Genomic DNA, 22,651 nt, shown 5'->3' with positions numbered 1-22,651 from the left:
ACGCGCTCCGTCGAGCGATCGATCGCGCGGGCGGCGCCGAGGCAGAGGCGCGACCGCACTGGAGCGCCACCCGGAAACGCAGAACCCGCGATCCGACGCCTGACGCGGACTACGCGCTTTTCAGCTGCGCGGTGCGGGTCGCGGCACCCTCCATCAACAGGGTGGCGATGGCTTCGACCGTGCGGGCGCGCCAGTCCTCCAGCTGTGTGCCGGCGACCACCTGGTTGAAGGCACCCATCGCGGGGCCGCAGTGGATCAGGAAGTCAACTTTGGACAGCTCGTCGCCGGTCACCGCGAGCCGGAAGCAGCGCTCGACATAGCCTCGCAGGACCGCCGTCAGCTCGGTTGTCGCGGGCAGTTCGCCACCGAGATACCGCTCGACGACCCGGGACCGAGTGGCACCGTCCAGCTCGGCCAGGGAGCCGTACTGACGCGAAAGCTCGTGCAGGCGGGTCGCGCGGGCCGGGAAGAACAACCCACGCTTGAGGTAGCGGGCCTGCACGCCGAGTTCGAGCTGCTCGCCCCATGGCGCGGCGTCCACGTCGTATTCCTGAGCCTGCGCCAGCAGGTCCTTCACCGCCGGGCTGGTCGCCGCCTCGACCGAGCACTGGTTGACCGACCCCGTCAGGATGAACTCGGCGCCGAGCAGGAACGCCGCCGCCGCGGCCTCGGGCGTGCCGATGCCGCCGGCGCAGCCCACGTGGACCCGAGGGCCGCTCACCGCGGCGGCGTCGCGGAGCCGGATCACCGACGGGAGCAGGGTCAGCAGATCGGCGGTGCCTTCGAGCCACCCGCCGACGGCCTCGACGCACAGGTCGTCGGCCATCGGCCGGCCGCGTGCCGCGCGCGCCTCCTGCTCGGTCACCTCGCCGGACGCCAGGAGGCGTTCGACCAGGCGCTGCGGTGGAGGAGCCAGGAACTGGGCGGCGACGTCGGTGCGGGACACCTTGGCGATGATTCGTCCGCCCTTGAGTCGGAACCGGACCAGGGCGGGCGTGATCAGGGGGAAGCCCGATGCCTCGATGAGCTCGACGCCGTGCCGCAGCAGGAGGTCGACCAGCGCGGACTCCGCCTCGGGGGCGCCGTGTCGGTAGAGCAGGTTGGCGCCGAACGCGCCGCCGAGGCCGAGGTCTGCGACCAGGGTCCGCAGGTGGTCGGCCACCTCGGCCACGCTGAGGCCCCCGGTACCGAGGAAGCCGAGCAGGCCGCTCTTCGCCGCGGCCCCGAGGAGTTCGAGGCCTGAGACGCCTCCGTACATGCCGCCGAGCAGGTAGGCGTGGCGCAGCCCGTACCGTTCCCGGAAGCTCGCGGCGCCCAGGGTCTCGGCGGTCGGGCGGACCGGCTCGGCCGCGGTTCGGGCAGGGGCCGGCATCTCCAGCGGCTGGGCGTTCTCGCGGATCTTGCCGACCAGCTTGGTGAGCACCTGGCCCGGCCCCAGTTCGACGAACTCGAACTCGCCGAGGCCCATCAGCCTGCGCACCATGTCGGTCCACCGGACCGGCGCGGCGATCTGCGCGGTCAGCGTGGCTTTCAGGTTCTCCGCCGTGTAGGGCAGCGCGGTCACGTTGGCCAGCACCGGAATCGTCGGCGGTCGCAGCGTGAACTCGTCGAGGAAACGGCCGAACTCGGCCGCCGCGTCGCGCATGTAGCGGGAGTGGAACGGCGCGCTCACATTGAGCCGGACCGCGCGGGCACCCGCTTCCTGGAACACGGTGCAGGCACGGTCGATCTGCTCGAGGGGCCCGGACATGACGAACTGGTCGGGTGCGTTGTGGTTGGCCAGGTCCAGCCCGTCCAGGCCCGCCTCCGTCAGGGTCCTTGTCACGGTCTGCTCGTCGGCGCCGACGATCGCCGCCATGCCCCCGCCGCCGGCCTGCGCCATCAACTGGCCTCGGCGCTGCACGAGGCGCAGACCGTCCTCGAAGGAGAGCACCCCCGCCGCGAACAGCGCGACGTACTCGCCGATGCTGTGGCCGACCACGTAGTCCGGCGGTCGCGGGTCCGTGGTCTGACGGTCCAGATAGGACAGCGCGCTGACCACGTAGATCGCCGGCTGGGTGAACTCGGTGCGCCCGAGCTTGCGCTCCGGGTCGGCGACACAAAGCTGCTCGATCGACGTACCGAGCACCCGGTCGGCGATCGCGGTCTCGCTGGGGAACCGGGCGAACAGGTCCCGGCCCATCCCGCGCTGCTGGGAACCCTGACCGGGAAAACCGTAGACCTTCATACCGGACGCCTTCCTTGATGGCTTCGGACGGGGAGCCTCACTGGCGATTCGGGCCAGCAAGCCCGGGTCGTGACCGAACGGGCTGAGCAATGCCACCGACCGGGATCGCGAGCCCGGCGGGAGGTTGCCTCGGACAAAGTTGTTCAGGGTCCCAGCGGGGCCGAGATCGAGATAGTGGAAGTCGCCGCGACGACGCATCGCGGTGATGGTCGTCTCGAATTCGATCGGCCTGCGCGCGGCCTGCCACAGGTGCTCCGGAGTCACCCGTGGCACCAGTTCGCCGTCCACGCACGAGACCAGCGGAATGCGCGGCGGTCCGAACGTCGCGGTGGCCGTGGCCTGACGAGCCGCGACCGCGATCGAGTCCATCAGGCTGGAGTGGTACGCGTACTCGACCGCGACACGCTGGTGCGGCACGTCGGCCGCACGCAACGCGACCTCAGCCGCCTGGAGCACGTCGGTGCGCGCCGACACCACGAAGTGTCCCGGGTAGTTGCGGGCCGCGATCTCGCACTCGCGCAGCTCGGGCACCCGGTCGAGCACGTCGGGCGTGTCGAGGACGGCGAGCATGCCGCCGCGCGGACCGTCACGCAGAGCACGTACCTGCTCGACCAGCAGCCGCAGGCATTCCGCCGGCTCGATGCAGCCCGCGACCACCGCGGCAGCATATTCACCGAGGCTGGCCCCCAGCAGGTAGTCGGGGATGACGCCGGCCTCAGTCAGGGTCTGCGCCAGAGCCAGCTCGATCATGACGATCGCGGGGTGGCTGAAGCGGGTGTCGGTGAACGGATCGCTCTTGCGCTTGGCCGGGTCGAGGATCCGGGCCAGCACGGACTCGCCCAGCGCCTGCGCCACCACGTCGTCGTGGCGGCGCAGGGCGGCGCGGAACACGGGGTTCTCGTCGTAGAGCTCCTGACCCATCCGGTAGTACTGGGAACCCTGACCGGAGAACATGAACACCACGGGCAGCGGGCCGCTCATCGGTACGTGTCCCAGAACAGGCCGGAGGCGACCGGCTCTTCGGTACCCCGGATGACCGCACGACGGTCCAGGGCGGGCGGGGCCAACGGAGTGCGGGTGGCGCGGTGCCCGGCCGGTGCGGGAACCAGCAGCAGATGGGCGTTGGTGCCACCGTCGGCGAAGCAGTTCAGCGCGGCCGCGTCGGCCGTTGCCGGCCACGGCGCGCTGTCCCTGGGGAAGTACAGGGCGGAGGCGTCCATGTCGAAGTGCTCCAACGGCTTCTGGCCGGACAGGAAGGGCACCTGCTGGTGGTGCCGCACCATCAGCACCACCTTGATGAACGCGGCGATGCCCTCAGCGGTCAACGGATGCCCGATGTTCGGCTTCACGCACCCGAGCGCGAGCGGGGCGTCATCGCCCTCGCGATACACACTCTGCACCGCCTTGAGTTCGAGCAGGTCGGTGACGTTGGTGCCGGATCCGTTGGCCTCCACCCAGCCGACATCGCGGGGGCGCAGCCCGCTGCCGGTCAGAGCCTCGGTCATCACGTTCTTGAGCGCTCGCAGGTTCGGGGTCGCCGGGCCCGCGGTCCGGCCGCCGTTGTTGACCGCGATGCCCTTGAGCACCGCGAGCACCCGGTCCCCGTCGGCGAGCGCCGTGGCCAGCGGTTTGAGCACGACGACGCCGACCCCCTCGCCCAGCATGAGACCGGCGGCCCGCTGGTCGAACAGGTGGAACTCGCTGTCGGGATTGAGCAGCCCGCGCCAGCCGAACACCTGGTAGGCCCGGTCGTCGCCGAGCAGGCTCACTCCGGCCACCACGGCGGATTCGACATCGCCCGCGCGCAGCGCCCGCGCCGCCATGTCCATCGCCACCAGCGCCGAGGAGCAGGCGGTGTCGACCACCAGGCTCGGTCCCTGCAAGTCGAAGAACTGTGACACGTTGGCGGCCAGGTAGTTCTGACCGGTCACCATCGCAGGGTTCTGTGCTTGTCGCAGGCGGGCCGGATCAGGGGTGTGATCGGCTCGGCCGCCCACGTAGACCCCGATCCGGCGGCCCTTCAGCTCGGCCGGTTCGTACCCGGCGTCGTACACGGCGTTGCGCACTTCCTCCAGCACCAGCAGGGCCTGCGGATCCATGGCCGCCACATCGCCGGGGTCGAGCAGGAAGGCCGCCGGGTCGAACCGCAACGCGTCCGGGAGCAGACCGGCGTGGAAGTCCAGCGGGCTCCCGAACCGCTTCGCCGGGATCGGCCGCAGCGCGGAACGCCCCTGCCGCAACAGCTCCCAGTACTCCTCGACCGACTCCGCCCCGGCGAACCGGGCCGACACCCCGACCACCGCGATCTCCGATCCGACCGGTGCGGCGACGCCGACGGGTGCGGGAGCGGGAGCGGACACGGAACCGAGAACGGGAGCGGGTCGTCGGGCAGCAGGTCGTGGGGGTACTGGTTCGGTTGGACCGAACACCGCGTTCACGCGCTCGCCGTGTTCCTCGGCCAGGTAACCGGCGAACCCGCCGATCGTCGGGTACTCCAGCAACGCCGACGGGTCGAGCGGCACGTCCAGCCGCTTGGCCACGTTCTGTGCGAGCTGAGCCAGCATCAGCGATTCGACACCGTAGTCCTGGACCGGTACGTCGCCGGAGAGCTTGGCCCGGTCGAAGCCGAGCTTCTCGGCCAGTTCCCCGAGCAGCCACTCGGTGACGGCCTCCTGCGCCGAGACTCCGACCGGCTCCGGCTCCGGCTCCGGCTCCGGCTCCGGCTCGGGTTCGGGTTCGGGTTCGGGTTCGGGCGCGGGAACCTCCGGCATGGTTTCGGTCTCGGTCAACGCGGCCAGTTCCGCGTCGGCAGCGGCCAGCCAGATCCGGTCGCCCTCGAAGGGGTAGCCGGGCAGGGCGACTCGGGCGGGCCGGGTGCCGTGCAGCGCCACGAAGTCGACCAGCTGTCCCAACGTCCACGCCACCGCGTAGGCGGCCGGATCGGCCGGCAGCCGGTCGGCAGTGCCGGGACGGCGCGGGTCGACGACCCCGGTCCAGCATTCGGCGGGCCGTCCACCCGTGGCGAACTCGCCCAACCGGGTCACGAGTTCGGGCAGATCCCGGAACACCACGGCCAACCGGTGCGCCATGCCCTCGCGTCCGATCTGCAAGGTCCAGGCGACCTCCTCCGGCAGCGGGCCATCGGCCGCATCGTCGAGGTGCGCGGCAAGGCGACGAGCCTGGGACAGGAGTCGGTCGGCGTCCCGGGCGGACAGCACCGCGAGGTGCGGCCCGGCTGCGCCGCCGGCACGTGCCGGCTCAGTCACGTACTCCTGCAGGAGCACGTGCGCGTTGGTGCCGCCCGCGCCGAACGAGCTCACGCCCGCCGTCCTCGGTCGCGGCGTGCCATCCGGCTCGACACGGCGGGGCCAGGGCGCCCGCTCGCGCTGCACCCGCAAAGGTGTCGACGCGAAGTCGATGTTCGGGTTGAGCCGGTCGGAGTGCAGCGAGGAGACCAGCTCGCCGTGCCGGAACTGCAACAGCACCTTGGTGATCGCGGCGATGCCTGCCGCCGACTCGGCGTGCCCGATGTTGGACTTGACCGAGCCGATCGGCAACCGCTCGGGCGGATCGCCCTGGAACGCGCGCAGCATCCCGTTCACCTCGACCGGATCGCCGAGCGCCGTGCCGGTGCCGTGCGCCTCGAGGTAGTCCAGGTCGGACGGCCGCAGACCGGCCCGGTCCAGCGCGGTCCGGACCAGGTCGCCCTGTGCCTTGGGATTGGGCACGCTGTAGCCGCGACCGGCACCGCCGTGGTTGACCGCCGATGCCTTGACCACGGCCAGAATCCGGTCGCCGTCGGCGACGGCGGCGTCCAGGCGCTTGAGCAGCACCGCTCCCGAACCCTCGGCGGGCACGTAGCCGGTGCCGCCCTCGCCGAAGCTGCGGCAGCGGCCGTCCTCGGCCAGGAAACCGCGTTGCGCGAGCTGGAGGAACTTCACCGGGTGGCTGGAGATGTTCACCCCACCGGCCACGGCGACTTCGCAATCACCGTTGCGGATGGCCAGGCACGCCTCGTGGATGGTGACCAGCGAGGAGGAACACATCGTGTCCAGGGCGACGCTGGGACCGGTGAAGTCGAAGAAGTAGGACACCCGGTTGGCCACCGAGGCGTAGGACGACGCCGCGGGGCTGCCGTTGCCGCGCAAAGCGTCCTGGACGCCGTAGAGCTGGTAGTCGCCGTACATCATGCCGACGAACACCCCGGTGTGCCGGCCCCGCAGTTGTTCGCGGGTGTAGCCGGCGTCCTCCAACAGGTGCCAGACGGTTTCCAGGAACACCCGCAGCTGTGGATCGGTGTGTTCGGCCTCGATCTGCGACATCTGGAAGAACAGCGGGTCGAACCGGTCCGCGCCGCGCACGAAACCGCCCCACCGCCCGTAGGTCTTGCCGGGCACGGATCGGTCCGGATCGTAGAACAGGCCGTGGTCCCAGCGGTCGGCCGGGATTTCCTCGACGCTGTCCCGACCCTCGCGCAGGTTGCGCCAGAACTCGTCCACGTCATCGGCCTGCGGGTAGCGGCCCGACACGCCGATGATCGCGATGTCACCGTCAGAGGCGGATCGCGCCGGGGTGTGGGGGGCGAATGCCTCGACAGGCGGTTCGGCGCCGAAGGCGGCCGGGTGCGCGGCGGCCAGGTGCTCGGCCAGCTCCCGGACCGTGACGTACTCGAAGAACAGCGTCTTGGACAGCGGTCCGACGTGGTCCTCCAGCCTGCGGGTCATGCTCATGCTGATCAGCGAGTCCACGCCATGGCGGTCGAACGGCTCGGTGACGATGATCTCGCTCTCGGGCAGCTTGAGCTCCTCGGCCAGCAACCGCAGTACCAGCGTCTCAGCTCGCTGCTGGGCGCCGTCGTCGGTGACCTCGGGTTGAGCAGAAGCCTGTCGCGCCGGCTCGGCCGTCAGAGCGGCGAGGATCCGATCGGGATCGCCGGACGCCAGCAGCAGCGCGGGCGCGTCGGTCGCCAGCGCGCGTTCCAAGGCCTCCAGCGCGGCTTCGGTACGCACTGGGCGCATGCCCAGGGTCCGTTCCATGTCGCGTTGCGCCGCGGCGTCAATCCGCATCCCGCCGTCGGCCCAGACCGGCCAGGCGGCGGCGAGGGTTCGGCCGCGCCGCAGTCCCTCGGCCCGCTGCCGTTCGCGCTGCTCCGCGAAATGGTCGAGGAACGCATTGGCAAAGGCATAGGCACTCTGGCCGACGTTGCCGAACGCGGCGGCGGCCGAGGAGAACACAACGAAGTAGTCCAGCGGGTCGTGCCGGGTCGACTCGTCGAGCAGGACTGTGCCGTCGATCTTGGCGGCGAGCACCGCTTCGGTGTCCGCGCGGTCGGCGCCGCGCAGCAGCCCGTCCCGCAGTACCCCGGCGGCGTGCACGACGCCACACACCGAACCGAATTCGCGGCGGGCCTGTGCCAGCAGTGCGTCGAGCGCCGAGGGGTCGGTGATGTCGGCGCGCACCATCCGCGCACCGATGGCTTCGGCCCTCGCCAGCGCCTCGGCTCCGGGCGAGGAGCGGGCCACGAGCACGATCCCGCCCTCGCGCACGCCGGCCGCGCGTCGGCGCGCGGCAAGGTGTTCGGCCACCAGCAGTCCGATCGCGCCGGCACCGCCGGTGATGATGTGTGCTCCCGCACCGGTGAAGGCCGCGTGCTGCGGCGCGGGCAACGGCACCTGTCGCCAGGCTCGACGAGCTCGACCGGTCCTGCCGACCCGCACTTCCGGGTCCGACGCGGCGAGTTCGGCCGACACGGTGTCCGCGACCGAATCGGTCGCGGTCGCCAGCGCGGTGAACGTGATCGCTGGGTGTTCCAGTCGGACGGATCGACCGAACGCCGCCATGGCGGGCTGCGCGGGCGACGAGGCGGGATCGGGGAGCACGTAGACGTACCGCAGCGGGGTCGACGACGGCCAGACGCGCAGGAACTCACGGGCGGCATGGAAGCCGTGCTCGACCGGGTCCCCGTCCGCGAGGTGCACGACCGACACCGGGCCGGACGCTGTCGCCGCGTCGAATTCGGACGCGATCACCACGCGCGCGCCACGGGAGGCGAGGGCGGTGCGCACCTGCGACTCGCTGGTGCCTGCGCCGAGCAGCAGCACGGTTCCGTCGAGCCTGCCGTTGCCGGCCGGCAGCGGCGCCGACTGCCAGATCGGTTCGAACGCGACCACGCTCTCCGGCCTCGCGGAGGCGCGCAGGGTGAAGGCGTCCAGTTCGGCGAGTACCGCGCCAGCGGGGTCAAGCAGGGCGATGTCGAAGCAGGCGTCGATGCCCGGGGTCGGCCGCACATACGCCAGCACTCGCTCCGGCAAGGGGGCGTAGCGCCGGACCGAGGAGATGGAGAACGGCCGGTAGGACAGCGGGTCGCCGGGATCAGCGGCGGCCCGCAGCCGACCGGCCACCTGGAGGGCGGCGTCGAACAGCGCAGGGTGGAAGACATAGCCGGCCGCATCGGTGTCGGTGCGGTGCAACGTCGCGAGTGCGATCTCCGGGCCTTCGGCGATCTCCTCGATCACCCGCAGACTCGGCCCGTAGGCGAACCCGAGCCGGTCGAACTCGGCGTAGCAGTCGGTGCCGCTGAGCACGTGGGTGCACAGTGCCCGCAGGGCAGCCGGATCCAATGGTGCGGGCCGGTCGTCGGGCTCGCCGAAGCGCAGCCGGCCACTGGCGTGCCCGGCTTCGCCTCGCACCTCGAAGACTGCCTGCTCGCGGTCGCCGGTGACAGTCACCACGAGCGGATATCCACTGCCCTGTGCCGCGAGTTGGACCGGTGAGGCCCAGACCAGGTCGTCGATCCGGCTGACCGGACGCCCGTCGCAGGACAGTTCACCGGCCAGGCGGCCCATGTCCAGATAGGCCGCACCGGCCAGGACGCGTGCACCCGCGATGACGTGATCGCGCAGGAAGAACTCGGCTCCAGTGAGGGTCTTGCTGAACTTCTGCTCGCCTAGGGTGGAGACGTTCGCGTCCAACAGGGTCGGGTGCAGCCGGGTAGGCGACGCCGTCGCGGTGCCGGGTGTGACCCAGTGCCGCGGTCCGGCGAAGGGGTAGCCGGGCAGGTGTACGCGCCTGCCCGCCGAGGCAGGCCAGTCGATGTCGGCGCCCCGCAGCCATTCGACGGCCAACGGGGTCAGCCCGGGCTCGGTGCCTTCGGTGGCGACGGCGGACGGCTCGCCGGCCAGGAACGCGTCGAGTTCGGTCCGCACCGCGGCCGTGCTCGTGACCAGGACGGCAAGCCGGTGCCGCATCGGCTCCCGGCCGACCTGGAGGGTGTGGGCGAGGTCGGCGAGCGGCACGTCCTGCCGGGTCAGGTGATCGACGAGCCGTCGCGCGCTGCGCCGCAACGCGTCCTGATCCCGCGCCGACAGCACCACCAGCCTTGATGCGTCCGCGACGGGATCCGATTTCACCATCGAGGGTTCGGCCAGGACGACGTGTGCGTTGGCGCCACCGAAACCGAACGAGCTGACCCCGGCGGTGCGCGGCAGTTCGGCGCCGTCGGCGTCGGTCGGCCGCGGCCAGGCCCGGGTCGTGTCCGCCACCTCGAACGGGCCGCCGTCCAGTTCCAGGTACGGGTTGCGGGCCTGGAAGTGCAGGCTCGCCGGGATGACGCCATGCCGGAGGGCCAGCACCGCCTTGAACAGTCCGGCGATGCCCGCCGCGCCTTCGAGGTGCCCGATGTTGGTCTTCACCGAGCCGATCGCGATGGCGGAGCTCGTGTTGTCGCCGAGCTCCGCGTGCATCCGCTGGAACGCCGTGCTCAGACCGGCCGTCTCGATCGGGTCGCCCAGGGCGGTGCCGGTGCCGTGCGCCTCGATGTAGCCCACGGTCGCCAGCGGGACGGCGGCGGCGCGGTATGCCTCGACCAGCAGATCGGCCTGGGCGTCCGGGTTGGGAGCGGTGAGCGAGGTGGTTCGGCCGCCGTGGTTGATCGCGACGGCCTTGATCACCGCATGCACCGCGTCGCCGTCGTGTTCGGCAGCAGCGTTGGGTTTGAGCAGGACGACGCCGGCGCCCTCGCCCCGCACGTAGCCGTCGGCGCGGCTGTCGAAGGTCTTGCAACGACCGTCGGGACTCAACATCTCCCCCTGGCTCAGCGCCTCGTAGACGCCGGGGGACAGGATCAGGCTGACGCCGCCCGCGATGGCCAGCTCGCAGGTGCCATCGCGCAGCGCGGCGCACGCCTGCTGCACCGCGGTGAGCGAGCCGGAGCACGCGGTGTCGACGGCCATGCTCGGCCCGCGCAGGTCCAGCAGGTAGGAGACCCGGTTGGGGATGATCGACAGGGCGGCCCCGGTGAGGGTGTGACCGGCCACGGCCTGCCCGGCGTCGCGCTGCACCTCGAGGTAGTCGGAGTTGGTGACAGCGACGAACACCCCGACCCGTCGACCGGCGAGTTCGCTCGGCCGGTAGCCCGCGTCCTCGATGGCGGACCAGACCAGTTCCAGCACCAGCCGCTGCTGCGGGTCCATCAGCTCCGCTTCACGCGGGGAGATCCCGAAGAAGGCCGCGTCGAAACGGTCGATGTCCGGGGCGAAGCCGCCCCAGCGGGACCGGGAACGGCTCTGTTCGCGCCAGTCCCAGCGGTCGGCTGGGATCTCGGTGATCAGGTCGTCGCCGGCGACGAGGTGCTCCCAGAACTGCGCGAGGTCGGCCGAACCCGGCAGCCGACCGGCCATGCCGATGATGGCGACATCGCGGCCCTCGGCCGGCGGTTGCCCGGCAGGCCCGGCAGCGGGTACCTGGACGGCCAGTTGGTCGGCGTATTGCTGGGACAGGTGCTCGGCGAGCGCGTGCAGCGTGCCTCGGCGGTAGAACAGCGTCGGGTAGACGTCGATGTCGTACGCCTTGCGCAGTTGGGTGGCCAGCGCGGTGAAACTCACCGAGTTCATCCCCACCTCGCCCAGCGGGGTGTGCGCGCCGATCTGGTCGGTGGGCACACCGGCCAGGGCCGAGACCATCTCGGCCAGCTCGCCCACCAATGTGTCGAACCGACCGGTCGAGGCCGCGACCGGTGCACCGGCCAGGCCGAAGCGGGCGCGGATCTCGGCCAACGGCAGGGCGGACAGGGCGCCGCGGTCGATCTTTTCGTTGAGCGTGCGCGGGAATCGCGTCACGCGGACCAGCGCGTCCGGCACCATGTGCCGAGGCAACCACGCGGCCAGCTGGGCCGTCGTCGGTTCGGCGGCGCCGTCGGCGAGCACGTAGCAGGCGAGCAGGGTCTGCGAACCGACGTCCTGGCCGCGCGCCACCACCACCGCCTCACGCACGCCCTCCACGCGCAGCAGCGTCGTCTCGATCTCCTCCAGCTCCACCCGGAAGCCCCGGATCTTGACCTGTGAGTCGATCCGGCCCAGATATTCGATGTCGCCGTCGGGCAGCAGCCGCACCAGATCGCCGGTGCGGTACATCCGATCGCCGACGGGATCAGCCAGGAACCGGGCCGCCGTGAGGTCAGGCTTGCCGAGGTAGCCCATGGCCACGCCGTGACCGCCGATGTACAACTCCCCCGCCACGCCGGCCGGTACCGGGCGCCTCGAACTGTCCAGTATGTACAGGCGGGTGTTGGCTATCGGCTTGCCGATGGTGACCCGTTCCCCGGCGCGGAGCCGGCTCACCGTGGACCAGATGGTGGTTTCGGTCGGTCCGTACAGGTTCCACACCGCACGTGAGCGAGCCTGCAGCGCATCCGCCGTGGCCGAGGGCAGCGCCTCACCGCCGCAGAACACTGTGAGCCCCGGGTCGCCTGACCAGCCTGCGGCCAGGAGCATCGCCCAGGTGGATGGCGTCGCCTGGATCACCGTGGGATCGCCGCGCTCGATGACGTCCCGCAGTCGCACGCCGTCCCGGCTGTCCTCGGTGGCCACCACGTACACGGTGCCGCCGGTGATCAACGGGAGGTACAGCTCCAGATTGCTGATGTCGAAGCAGACGGTGGTCAGGGCGAACAGCGTGTCGGAGGGGCCGAATCCGGGCTCGCGAGCCATCGACCACAGCAGGTTGACCAGAGCCCGGTGCGCGACCTGCACACCCTTGGGCCGACCGGTCGAGCCGGAGGTGTAGATGACGTAGGCGGGGTCGGTCGGTGTCGCAGGTCCCGGACAGGGCAGCGCGGGCGGCGCTTCATCGGTGTCGACGACCAGGCGGGTCAGCGTGCTGAAGTCGCTGGTCACGCTGGAATGCGTGAGCAGCAGATGCAGCGCGGCATCCTGAGCCATGTAGGCCAGCCGCTCGGCGGGATAGGCCGGGTCCAGCGGCACGGCGACGCCGCCCGACGCCTGAACGGCCAGTAGCGCGGCGGGCAGGTCGGCGTCGCGAGGAAGCAGGACACCGACGGTCCGACCGGTGCCGACGCCGGCCGCGGTCAACCGCGCGGCCAGGATCTCCACCCGGGCGACGAGCTGGGCATAGGTCAGTTCGGTGTCGCGGTCGCGCACGGCGATCGCGTTCGGCCGCGCCCGCGCCTGCCCGCGGACCAGATCCCAGACCAGGACGTCGGCCGGGAAGTCGGTGTCCGGACCGGTCAGCGCCACGGGTTCTTCCTTGACCAGCAGGTCGATGCTGGTCTCGGGGGCACGCACGGCGGCGGCCAGCAACGTGGCGAACCGGTCCCCGATCCGTCGCACAGTCGCCTCGTCGAACAGGTCGGAGTCGTACTTGAGCGTGTAACGGCAGCCCTGCACCTGCTCGACGACCTCAAGAGTCAGCTCGAACTCGCCCTCCTGGTGCACGCCTTCGACCGGGCCGAGCACGACGCTGCCGCCCTGCGCGTCCTTGGTCCAGTTCTGGAAGTAGCAGGCGACGTTGAACGGGACGGACGTCTTCAGATCCTGCGCCAGGCGCACCAGCGGGTAGGCGCTGTGGTCCAGGGCGTCCAGCACCACGCGGTGCAGCCTGCGGACCAGGTCGCCGAAACGGTCCTGGCCGTCGACGTGCTCGGCCAGCACGACCATGTTCATGAAGTAGCCGAGCACGTCGTCATAGCCGGTCGGCGGGCGGCCCATGGTCGGCGTGCCGACCGCGAGGTCGGCCTGGTCACTGTAGCGGTGCAACACGGCGAACCACGCCGCCAACACCACGCTGAACAGCGAATTGTGCTGCGCGCCCGCCAACGCCCGGGCCAGCTGGGTGACCTCGGCGGGGATGTGCCCGTCGATGCTGGCACCACGGAATCCGGGAATCGCCGGATGCGGGCGGTCCAGCGGCAGCGCGACAGTGGTGGCGCGGTCGGCCAGCCGAGCAGTCCAGTAGTCGCGCAGGCGCGCGCCTTCGGGACCGGCCAGCAGTTCGCGCTGCCATTCGACGAACTCTGCGAAGGTGTGCGCGGGCTTGTCGCCCTCCAGCGGCCGGCCCGCGCGCAGCGCACGATAGCCCCGCGCCAACTCGGTCAACAGCGCCGCGATCGAGACCCCGTCGAAAACCAGATGGTGGAAGGCCAGCAGCAGCGCGTTGCGGCCATCGCCCAGGGTGTAGAGCGTGGCGCGCACGAACGGACCCGCCGCGAGGTCGAACGGCACCCGCAGATCGGCCTGCATCCGCTCGCGCAGATCCGGTTCGGACACCGTAGTGAGGAAGACCTGCTGGAACGGCAGTTCCGGCTCGGCGGCGACGCGTACGAACGGGCCGTGCTCGTCGTCGCGCACACTGGCACGCAGCTCGTCGTGGCGGTCGAGGAGATCCTGGAGGACCACACGCAACGCCGGTATGTCGAGGTCGTCTGCGAGCCAGAGGGCCAGCGGCAGGTTGTAGGCGTAGTTGCCGGGCGCGACCTGCTCGATCACCCACAGCGCGCGCTGCCCCTCGGACAGCGGATGCCGGCCCTGCTCCCGATCGGTCCTGGGTCGCAGCACCGACGACATCGGCGGCACCGGCATCGAGGCGACCGGGAGCGGTGCGGCCCGCTCCGGCTCGACGCCGGCGCCGGCCAGCCAGTTCTGCGTGAGGTGGACGGTCAGTTCACGCAGCGTGGGGCGTTCGAAGAAGTCGCCGAGCGGCACGGAGACCCCGAACGCCTGGTCGGCGGCGGCCACGATCTTCATGCCGCTGAGCGAGTCGAAGCCGTAGTCGGCCAGGGGGCGGTCCGGGTCGATCCGCTCGTTGAGCTTGAGCACCTGCTCGACCAGCTCACGCAACCGTTCCCCGACCGCGTCGGCGCTGCCGACCACCGACGCGGGTGCCACCACGACGGCGGGCGCGGTGTGCGGTACGACGCCGTCGCTTTCCGCCAGCAACACGGTCTGGCCCAGCTCGGGTCGGCCGAACACCCGGACCGGACCGAAGCCCTCCTCACCGAGCAACCGGGCCCAACCTCGCGGCGATGCCAGCGGGGAGTCCGGGATGCGCGACTCGGCGTCCTCGAAACTCCACCAGCCTTCGAGCACGCCGCCACCGATGGTCAGCAGCGGCCGGGCCGAGGTCAGCTCATTGAGCACCAGCCAGCCGCCCGGCTTGAGCAGTGCCTTGGCCCTGCGGAGCGTGGCGCGCAGGTTCCTGGTCGCGTGCACGACGTTGGTGGCCACCACCAAGTCGGCGCCGGCCTGCTCGAAGCCCTGCTCGGCCGGTTCGCGATCGAGGTTGAGCGGCTGGAACCGGGCGAAGGGATACGCCGAGGCGAAGCGTTCCCGGCCGTGCTCGACGAAATGCGGGGAGATGTCGGTGAAGGTGAACGCGGCCTGGTCCGGGTGTTCGGCAAGTACCGGCAGAACTCTTTCACTGGTCGCACCGGTGCCCGCGCCGAGTTCGACGACGTGGATCGGCCCGTCGGACGGCAGGAAGGCACGGAAGGCGCGGACGGCGTCGCGGACCATGAGGTTGAACGAGTCGGTCAGCGGGTTGCCCCGGTAGAAGTTCTGCACCAGCTTCATCGAGGAGCCGGGGAACATGATCTCGGTGGCGCCGACCTCACCGCGCAGGATGCGCGGATAGCTCTCCAGGAACAGCCGGTTGAGCGTGATCGTCGCCTCGATGTCGGGATACGCGTGGGTGAGCCGATCGAACTCGGTCTCCGTCGGAGCCGGCGATTCCACGACTTCCGTGGTGGAAATCTGGTCACCGTCGCGGGTGAGGAAACCGGCCTCGGTGAGAATGTTGAGCAACGCTTCGTGCAGCCGCGCGAACTTGTCCAGGATGCCGAGGCGTTGCCGCAGTTCGGTCGCACTGTGCCGCTCGCCCGCGCGGTGGAACGCGCCCAGCCGCTGGTAGACGCCGAGCAGCAACGGTGTCGCGACCGCTTCCAGTTCCGCGTAGCCGGCGATGACCTGCGCCACCTCCGGCGCGACGTCCGCCGCCGATGGCAGGGCGGCCAACGCGGCCAGGGTGGTAGGTCGGCCACCGGCGGGGACCTCGCCGTCCAGGGCCGGGTCGTGGCCCATGGCCTCAAGGGCTCTGCGTCCGGCCCGGATCGAAAGCACCTGCGGCAGTCGGTTGCCGAGAATGGTCTCGACCGCGGCGATGCCGGCCTCGGGGCTGAAACCGTCGATGCCCAGACCGGTGAAGATCTCGGCCAGACCGGGCTGGGCGCCGGAACCGACCTGGCCCCAGTAACCCTGGTTGATCACGCTCACGGGGAACGGCAGCCGCTCGCGCAGGGCCAGCGCGTAGGCGTCCTCGGTGGCACTGGCGCAGATGTAGGCGCCGTTGCCGGCGAAGTTGCCGAAGGAACCGGCCGAGGAGAAGTAGACCAGGAAGTCCAGCGACTCCTCGGCGAGCGCCTCGGCCAACGCCGCGCTGCCTTCGATCTTGGCCCGGGTGGCTGCGCGGAACGTGGCCTCATCCAGTTCGGCCAGCGGATGGTTGTCGAAGGCCATGGCCGCGTGCACGACACCATGCAGCGCGCCGAAACGCTGGTGTGCCGTCGCTACCGCGCCGGCCAGGTCGGCAACCGTTCCGGCATCGCCGGCCACATGCACGACGTCGCCGCCGTGCGCGCGGATCTCGGCCATGGCGGCACGCTGCGCGGCATTCGGTTCGCTGCGACTGAACCAGACGATTCGGGCCCGGTGCACGGCGGCCAGGTGCCGGCTCAACTCGACACCGATGCCTCCGGTGCCACCGACCAGCAGATAGACGCCGCCTTCGCGGAACACCCGGCGCGGCGCCGGTAGTTCGACCCGGCCAAGCCTTCGCACGTAACGAAGCCCGCCGCGCAGCGCGACGTCGTGGTCGCGGCCGGTCGGCTCGGCCAGGATCGCCGATACCAGATCGGCCACGTCCTCGATCTCGGCCGAGGCGAAGTCGAGGGCGTCGACCCGCAGCCGCGGGCGTTCCTTGGGCACCACCTGAAGCAGCCCGTGCAGCCCGGCTGCCATCGGGTTGTGCCCGCTGCCGCCCGCGACCGAGTACACGTCGCTGGTGACCACGACGATCCGCGCGGCCTCACTGTGCCGCACCACGTCGAGCAGGGACAGCGACCCTCGGCGCAGCTGATCGTCCAGCGCGTCGAGGTCGTCGGGCATCTCGACGCCGACGCCGCCGAGGTGCACCACCAGGTCGGACGGGCCGGTCTGGACCGGTGCTTCGTCGATGCGGACCACGTCGACCGTCACGTTCGCGGCCGAACAGTGCGCCGCGATCGCGTCCCCGAGCCAGCGGGACGCATCGGTCACCAGGATCGTGACGCGCCGCGCCGCCACGCGTGTGGTCGGCTGGTCGGTGCGTACCCAGAGCGGACGGTAGAACTCGGGGAGGTCGACGGTCACGGTCGCTTCAGCCGGGGTGGTCACGGCGGGTGCCGGAATCCAGTAACGGTCGCGGGCGAAGGGGTAGCCGGGCAGCGCGATCCGCCGCGCCGACGGATCGGCGATCCCGCTCCAGTCGACTCTCGCGCCGCCGACCCATGCCGCCGCGATCTCCTCCGGCGTGGTCATCGGCTGGTCTTGCGCGGACCGGACGCCGCGTCCGGTCCGGACGCGCGGGTCGGCGTCACCCTCGGCGTAGCGCGCCAACACCTCGGCCGCCTCGCCGATGGAGGACGCGAACAGGGCGAGCCGGAACTCGTACGCGGTGCGGCCGGCCTGGAGCGTGTGCGCGACGTCGTCCAGGCGCGGCGAGTCCGGGTCGGTGGCGGCCGTGCCGTCCAGGGCCAGTGCCACCCCGCGCACGGTGTGCGCGGCGACGACCGCGGCGTTGGTCTCGGCGCCGAGCAGCGCGTGGAACCGAGCGCGCTCGACCACGCCGAAACCGCATTCAGCCAGGTCGATGTCGGGGTCGAGGGCGGCAGGCTCGACGTCGATGGCCTGCGCGGCAGCGCGCAGACAACGCTGGAGCCCGTCGTCCGCGCCACGGCGAAGGAAGGCGGCCAGCTCGCGGGCGTAGACGCGCAGTCGCTCCTCGGTCTTGGCCGAGAGCACCAGAAGTTGCTCCCCGGTGGCCTCGGGCCGTCGCGGCGCGTCGGCCGAGTACTCCTCCACCACGACGCAGGCGTTGGCGCCTCCGCCGCCGAAAGAGTTGACGACCGCCCGCCGCGGACCGGTCCACGGTTCGCGCGTCTGCTGGATCTCGAACGGCGTGGTGTCGAAATCGATGTCCGGGTTACGCTGCGCCGAGTCCAGCGACGGCACCAGCATGCCGTGCCGGAGCTGGAGCAACACCTTGGTCAGGCCCGCGATGCCCGCGGCCGATTCGAGGTGGCCGATGTTGGATTTCACCGAACCGGCCGCGACCCTGCCGCGCCGTGCCCGCTCGGCGGCGGTGATCCGCCAGCCGAAGGCGTCGACCAGTCCGGCGATCTCGATCGGATCGCCCAGCGGGGTGCCGGTGCCGTGCGCCTCGACGTAGCCGATGTCCTCAGGCTCGAGCGCCGCACGCCGCAGTGCGGCGCGGATCACCTGAGTCTGCGCCGCCGTGCTGGGCACCGTGTACCCGCCGGTCTTGCCGCCGGCGTTGATGGCCGAACCGCGAATCACCCCCAGGATCCGGTCCCCGTCGGCGATGGCCGCGTCCAGCGGACGCAGCAGAACCGCGCCGACACCTTCACCGTCGACGAAGCCGTCCGCGCCCGCTCCGAAGCTGCGCAGCCGGTCGCCGGGTGAGATCATGCCGCGCTCAGCCAGGGTCCGCAGGTGCATCGGATGCAGGATCAGGTTGACCCCACCGGCGATCGCGGCATGGCACTCGCCAGAGCGGATGCTCTCGCAGGCCAAATGGATCGCGGTGAGCGAAGCCGAGCAGGCAGTGTCGACCGCGAGGCTGGGGCCGGTGAAGTCGAAGGTGTAGGAGACCCGGTTGGCGATCGACCAGTGGTTGGAGTGGGCGTCGGTGCGCACTCCGAGTGCGGTCGCCTCGCCACCCATCCATTCGTAGTTGCTGTTCATCACGCCCGCGAACACCCCGACCGGCCCCCGGGCGGCCAGGTCGGCCGCCGGGTGGCCGGCGTCGTCGAGCACGGCCGCCGCTGTTTGCAGGAACAGGCGCTCCTGCGGGTCGATGGATTCCGCGTCGGCCGGGGAGATCTGGAAGAACAGCGGATCGAACTCATCGACGCCGTCGATGAACCCAGCCGAGTTGCTGTGCCCGCGATGCGCAGCCGCGTCCCACCGGTCGGCCGGCACCTCTCGAATGCAGTGCTGTCCTTGGGCCAGGCTGTCCCAGAGCTCATCGACCGTCCGCGCCAACGGATAGCGACCGGCGACGCCGACGATGGCGATGCCGGTGCTCTCCGGAGCCGAATCCTGCTGGGCGGTCTTGGCCAGCAGACTCAGCAGCAGCTTTCGCTTGTCGTCCACGCGTAGCTTCTCTCTCACAATTCGGCTGGTCAGCTGTTGCGCATCGTCGCTGCGCGCTGGGCTCGCCGCGACATTCGATCGACGGCCTTCTCCCCGGGTGCGGCGGCCAGGCCGAGCAACTCGGCCAGGTTGGCGACGAACGAGCGGATGGTCGGGAACTCCAGGAACGCCGTGGTCGGCACCTCGAAGCCCAGTTCGCGCGCGAGCTTGGCGCCGATCTCGATCAGCAGCAGCGAATCCAGGTTCAAGTCGAACAGGTTGCTGTCCAGACCGGCCCGATCCCGGTTGCCCAGCACCCGCCCGATCTCCTCGACCAGGTATCCGGTGATCAGTTCGACGTTGTGGGCCGGATCATCGCGATCGAACTTGTCGACCAACCGGTCCCCCGCGACCGGGTTGGGCTCGCCGGCGCCAGCCGACTCGACCCAGTACCGCTCGCGCCGCAACGGTGCCGTCGGCAGCGGCAACCGGTGCCGATCACGCCCGGTGTACACGGCCGCGAAGTCCACCGGCGCACCGCGTACCCACTCGGCGGCCACGATGTCCAGCAACCCGGAGTCCAGCCGAACCGCGTGGTGGCCGGTGTCAGCCAGCAGCGTGTCCAGTTCGGTCAGGTCGACGACCGGCAGGCGCGCCTGGTTCAACCGGGCAGGCTCGGCGCCATCGGCCATGGCCAACGCGTCGGCGACCGGCAGGGTCTGGGCCACAGCCGCGGCCACCGCGTGACCGGTGCCGGTGGCAGCCACAGCGGCCGGTGCGATGCCCCAGGCGATGAGCGTGCGGGCCAGCGCGTACTCGTGGGCGAAGGCGGCCCGCGCCCCGCCCGCGCGCAGCACCGCTTCACCCTGCTCGACACAGGCGTCGACAGCGTCGCGGTACGCGGGTACCGAACCGTAGAGCTCGACGGCCGCTTCGGGGTCGACGGCACCGCTGAGCACGAACACCGCGGCGCCGGGCTCGTCCTGCGCCACGCCCTGGTGCAGGCGCTCGGCGTCGCCGATGGCCAGCGCCATCGCCGCCGAGCGGGTACTGTTCGCGACCAGTGCGAGCCGGTGCGCATGGGCTTTGCGGCCCACGGCCAGGGTCTGGGCGACCGCGCCGAGGCCGAGATCGGGTCGCTGCTTGAGGTGGCGGGCCAGCGCGGTGCCGATGTGGTGCAGCGCGGCGCTCGACCGGGCCGAGACGACCAGCAGTTCGGGTCGCGGTGCGGCTGCCGGTTCGGTGCGGGCCGGGGCTTGCTGGACGATCACGTGCGCGTTGGTGCCGCCGATGCCGAAGGAGCTGACGCCGGCCCGGAGCGGGCCCTGGCCGTCGGCCCAGTCGGTGGTCGCGGTGTTGACGAAGAACGGGCTCGACCCGAAGTCGATCTCCGGGTTGGGCGAGGTGAAGTGCAGGCTAGGCACCAGGGTGCGGTGCTCGAGCATCAGCACGGTCTTGATCAGGCCGGCCATCCCGGCCGCGGTGTCGAGGTGCCCGATGTTCGTCTTCACCGAACCGAGCGCGCAGTATCCGGACCGGTCGGTGCCCAGGCGGAACGCCTCGGTCAGCGCGGCCACCTCGATCGGGTCGCCGAGCGGCGTTCCGGTGCCGTGGGCCTCGACGTAGCCGATGGTGTCCGGTTCGACGCCGGCTACCTCGTGCGCGTCGGCGATGACCGCGGCCTGCCCGGTGATGCTGGGCGCGGTGTAACCGGTTTTGGCCGAACCGTCGTTGTTGACCGCCGAACCGGTGATGACGGCATGGATCCAGTCGCCGTCGGCCTGGGCCTCCTTGAGCGGTTTGAGCACGACGACACCTGCGCCGCTGCCGATCACGGTGCCCCGCGCCGCGGCGTCGAAGGCCCGGCAGCGGCCGTCCGGGGAGAAGATCATGCCGTCCTGGTACTGGTAGCCCTGCCCGGGCGCGCCCAGGTGGACCGCGCCGACCAGCGCCACGTCGCACTCGCCGCTGAGCAGTGCCAGACACGCGGTGTGCAGCGCGACCAGCGAAGTCGAGCAGGCGGTGTTGATGGTGAGGCTGGGGCCGCTGAGGTTCAGCTTGTAGGACAGCCGGGTGGCCAGGAAGTCCTTGTCGTTGGCCAGCATCAGCCGGTAGCGGTCCACGGAGGACCCGTCGCGGTGCCGGGCGGCCAGGTTCTCCAGCAGATAGGTGTTCATGCCTGCGCCGGCGTACACACCGATCTGGCCGTCGGTGCGGTCCGGGTCGTAGCCGGCGCGCTCCAGCGCCTCCAGCGCGCACTCCAGGAAGATCCGGTGCTGCGGATCGAGGATCTCCGCCTCGTCTCTGGTGAACCCGAACAGCTCGGCGTCGAACAGGTCGATGCCCGGGATGCTCTGCCCGGCCTTGACGTAGTGCGGGTCGGCAAGGCGGTGCGCAGGCACCCCGGCGGCCAGCAGTTCCTCGTCGGTGTAGCGGGTCAGGGTCTCGCGGCCCTCCCGCAACACCTGCCAGAACTTCTCGATCGAGTCGGCACCCGGGAACCGGCAGGCCATCCCGATGATCGCGACATCGGAGTCGGAGTAGGTCATGGTGGTCCCCCTGATCAGCTCAGCCGGACGCCGAGATCGGCGGCAACGGAACGCATGTCGAGAAAGCTGCGGGACACGAACCGGGCCGCGTCCTCGGTGGCGCCCATCCGCTGGAACAGGTCGACCAGTTCGGTTTCGTGCGCGGCGCGCTCGCCCTCGTCGGCAGCGATGGCCATCACCACCTGGCCGAGCCGCTCCTCCACGTCGGCCAAGTCGAGCGAACGTGGGAACTTGAGGCTGAACGTGTTGCGGTCGTACTGCGCGCTGCGTTTGACCGACCGCACGTGGCTCGACGCATTGAGCTTGTAGAACATGCAGTCCCAGTTCTTGAACGAGTAGTAGTTCAACAGGGGAAGCAAGGTGCAGTGCGTCTCCAGCGGGGAGGACTGGTACAAACCCTTTGCGCGCAGTTCCTCGACGATGCGGTCCGGTTCGTACTCGTGCCGCATGGCGATGAACGGGAAGACGATCTTGGGCAGGTTCTGCTCCTCCTCGAAGAGCAGTTCCTCCAACTCGCCGCCGAACAGCGTCCCGGTCAGCCGTTCACCGAAGGTCTGGTAGAAGCCGCGCACCACCTCGACCACATTGGATTCCATGGTGAGGATCTGCTGCGGGTCCGCGCACAGCGCGATGTAAGGGATCTTCTGCCGATAGGCCATCAGGATCGCGCGGAGCACGAAGAAGGTGCGGCAGGAAACGCACGGCAGCTTCTCGTCGAGGTACTTGCCGGGACGCTTGGTCGCGGGCCGGTTGAACACCTCGCGCATCATGAGCTTGATGTTGTCGTCGTCGGAGTCGACCACGAACGTCGCAGGGATCTTCTCCCGTGCCAGGGCGATGTTCTGGGCCGCGTGTTCGCTCTCGAACGGCACGTCGAAGGTGAAGGCGAGGACGCGTTTGCCGTAGTCGTTGACGAACTTGTCCAGCATGTAGGTGCTGTCCTTGCCGCCGCTGTACATGAACAGGCAGTCGAACTCGCCGTCGGCGGGCGGGGCCTGCTGGAACTGCGTGAACACCTCGTTGGTGTATCGGTAGTTGATCAGCAAGTCCTCGGCGAAGTCCAGGTTGCACAGGTTGCAGACGCCGTGCGCGTCGAGGACGATCCCGGGATGGTCCGCCTTGAGCGCGCAGACGGTGCAGCTGGACATGGAAACCTCCGTGCGAGTGGTGGAGCG

General features: G+C 70.5%; 4 protein-coding genes. All 4 read right to left on the bottom strand.

Going from position 1 to position 22,651, the window contains the following annotated elements:
* Positions 1 to 109: 109 nt before the first annotated feature.
* From fabD to ABH920_RS46985, 4 genes are read right to left on the bottom strand one after another with little or no spacing between them, the layout of a single operon-like run.
* Positions 110 to 3,208, bottom strand: a complete 3,099-nt coding sequence (gene fabD / locus ABH920_RS47000) for an ACP S-malonyltransferase (protein ID WP_370355872.1) — start codon at positions 3,206 to 3,208, stop codon at positions 110 to 112.
* Positions 3,205 to 18,948 carry an amino acid adenylation domain-containing protein gene (locus tag ABH920_RS46995; protein WP_370355871.1) on the bottom strand — a complete coding sequence of 5,248 codons (15,744 nt, stop codon included), beginning with the start codon at positions 18,946 to 18,948 and terminating at the stop codon, positions 3,205 to 3,207. The genes fabD and ABH920_RS46995 overlap by 4 nt, the downstream gene beginning before the upstream one ends.
* 29 nt (positions 18,949 to 18,977) lie before the next feature.
* Entirely contained in the window at positions 18,978 to 21,476 is a 2,499-nt protein-coding gene (locus ABH920_RS46990; protein ID WP_370355870.1) for a beta-ketoacyl synthase N-terminal-like domain-containing protein, read from the bottom strand.
* 14 nt (positions 21,477 to 21,490) lie between these two features.
* Positions 21,491 to 22,624, bottom strand: a complete 1,134-nt coding sequence (locus ABH920_RS46985; RefSeq protein WP_370355869.1) for an OzmP — start codon at positions 22,622 to 22,624, stop codon at positions 21,491 to 21,493.
* Between the last annotated feature and the right edge of the window lie 27 nt (positions 22,625 to 22,651).

It is taken from the genome of Catenulispora sp. EB89, from assembly GCF_041261445.1.
Lineage (GTDB): Bacteria > Actinomycetota > Actinomycetes > Streptomycetales > Catenulisporaceae > Catenulispora.
The sequence above is the reverse complement of the archived record's forward strand: the minus strand, read 5'-3'. Positions and strand labels throughout refer to the sequence as shown.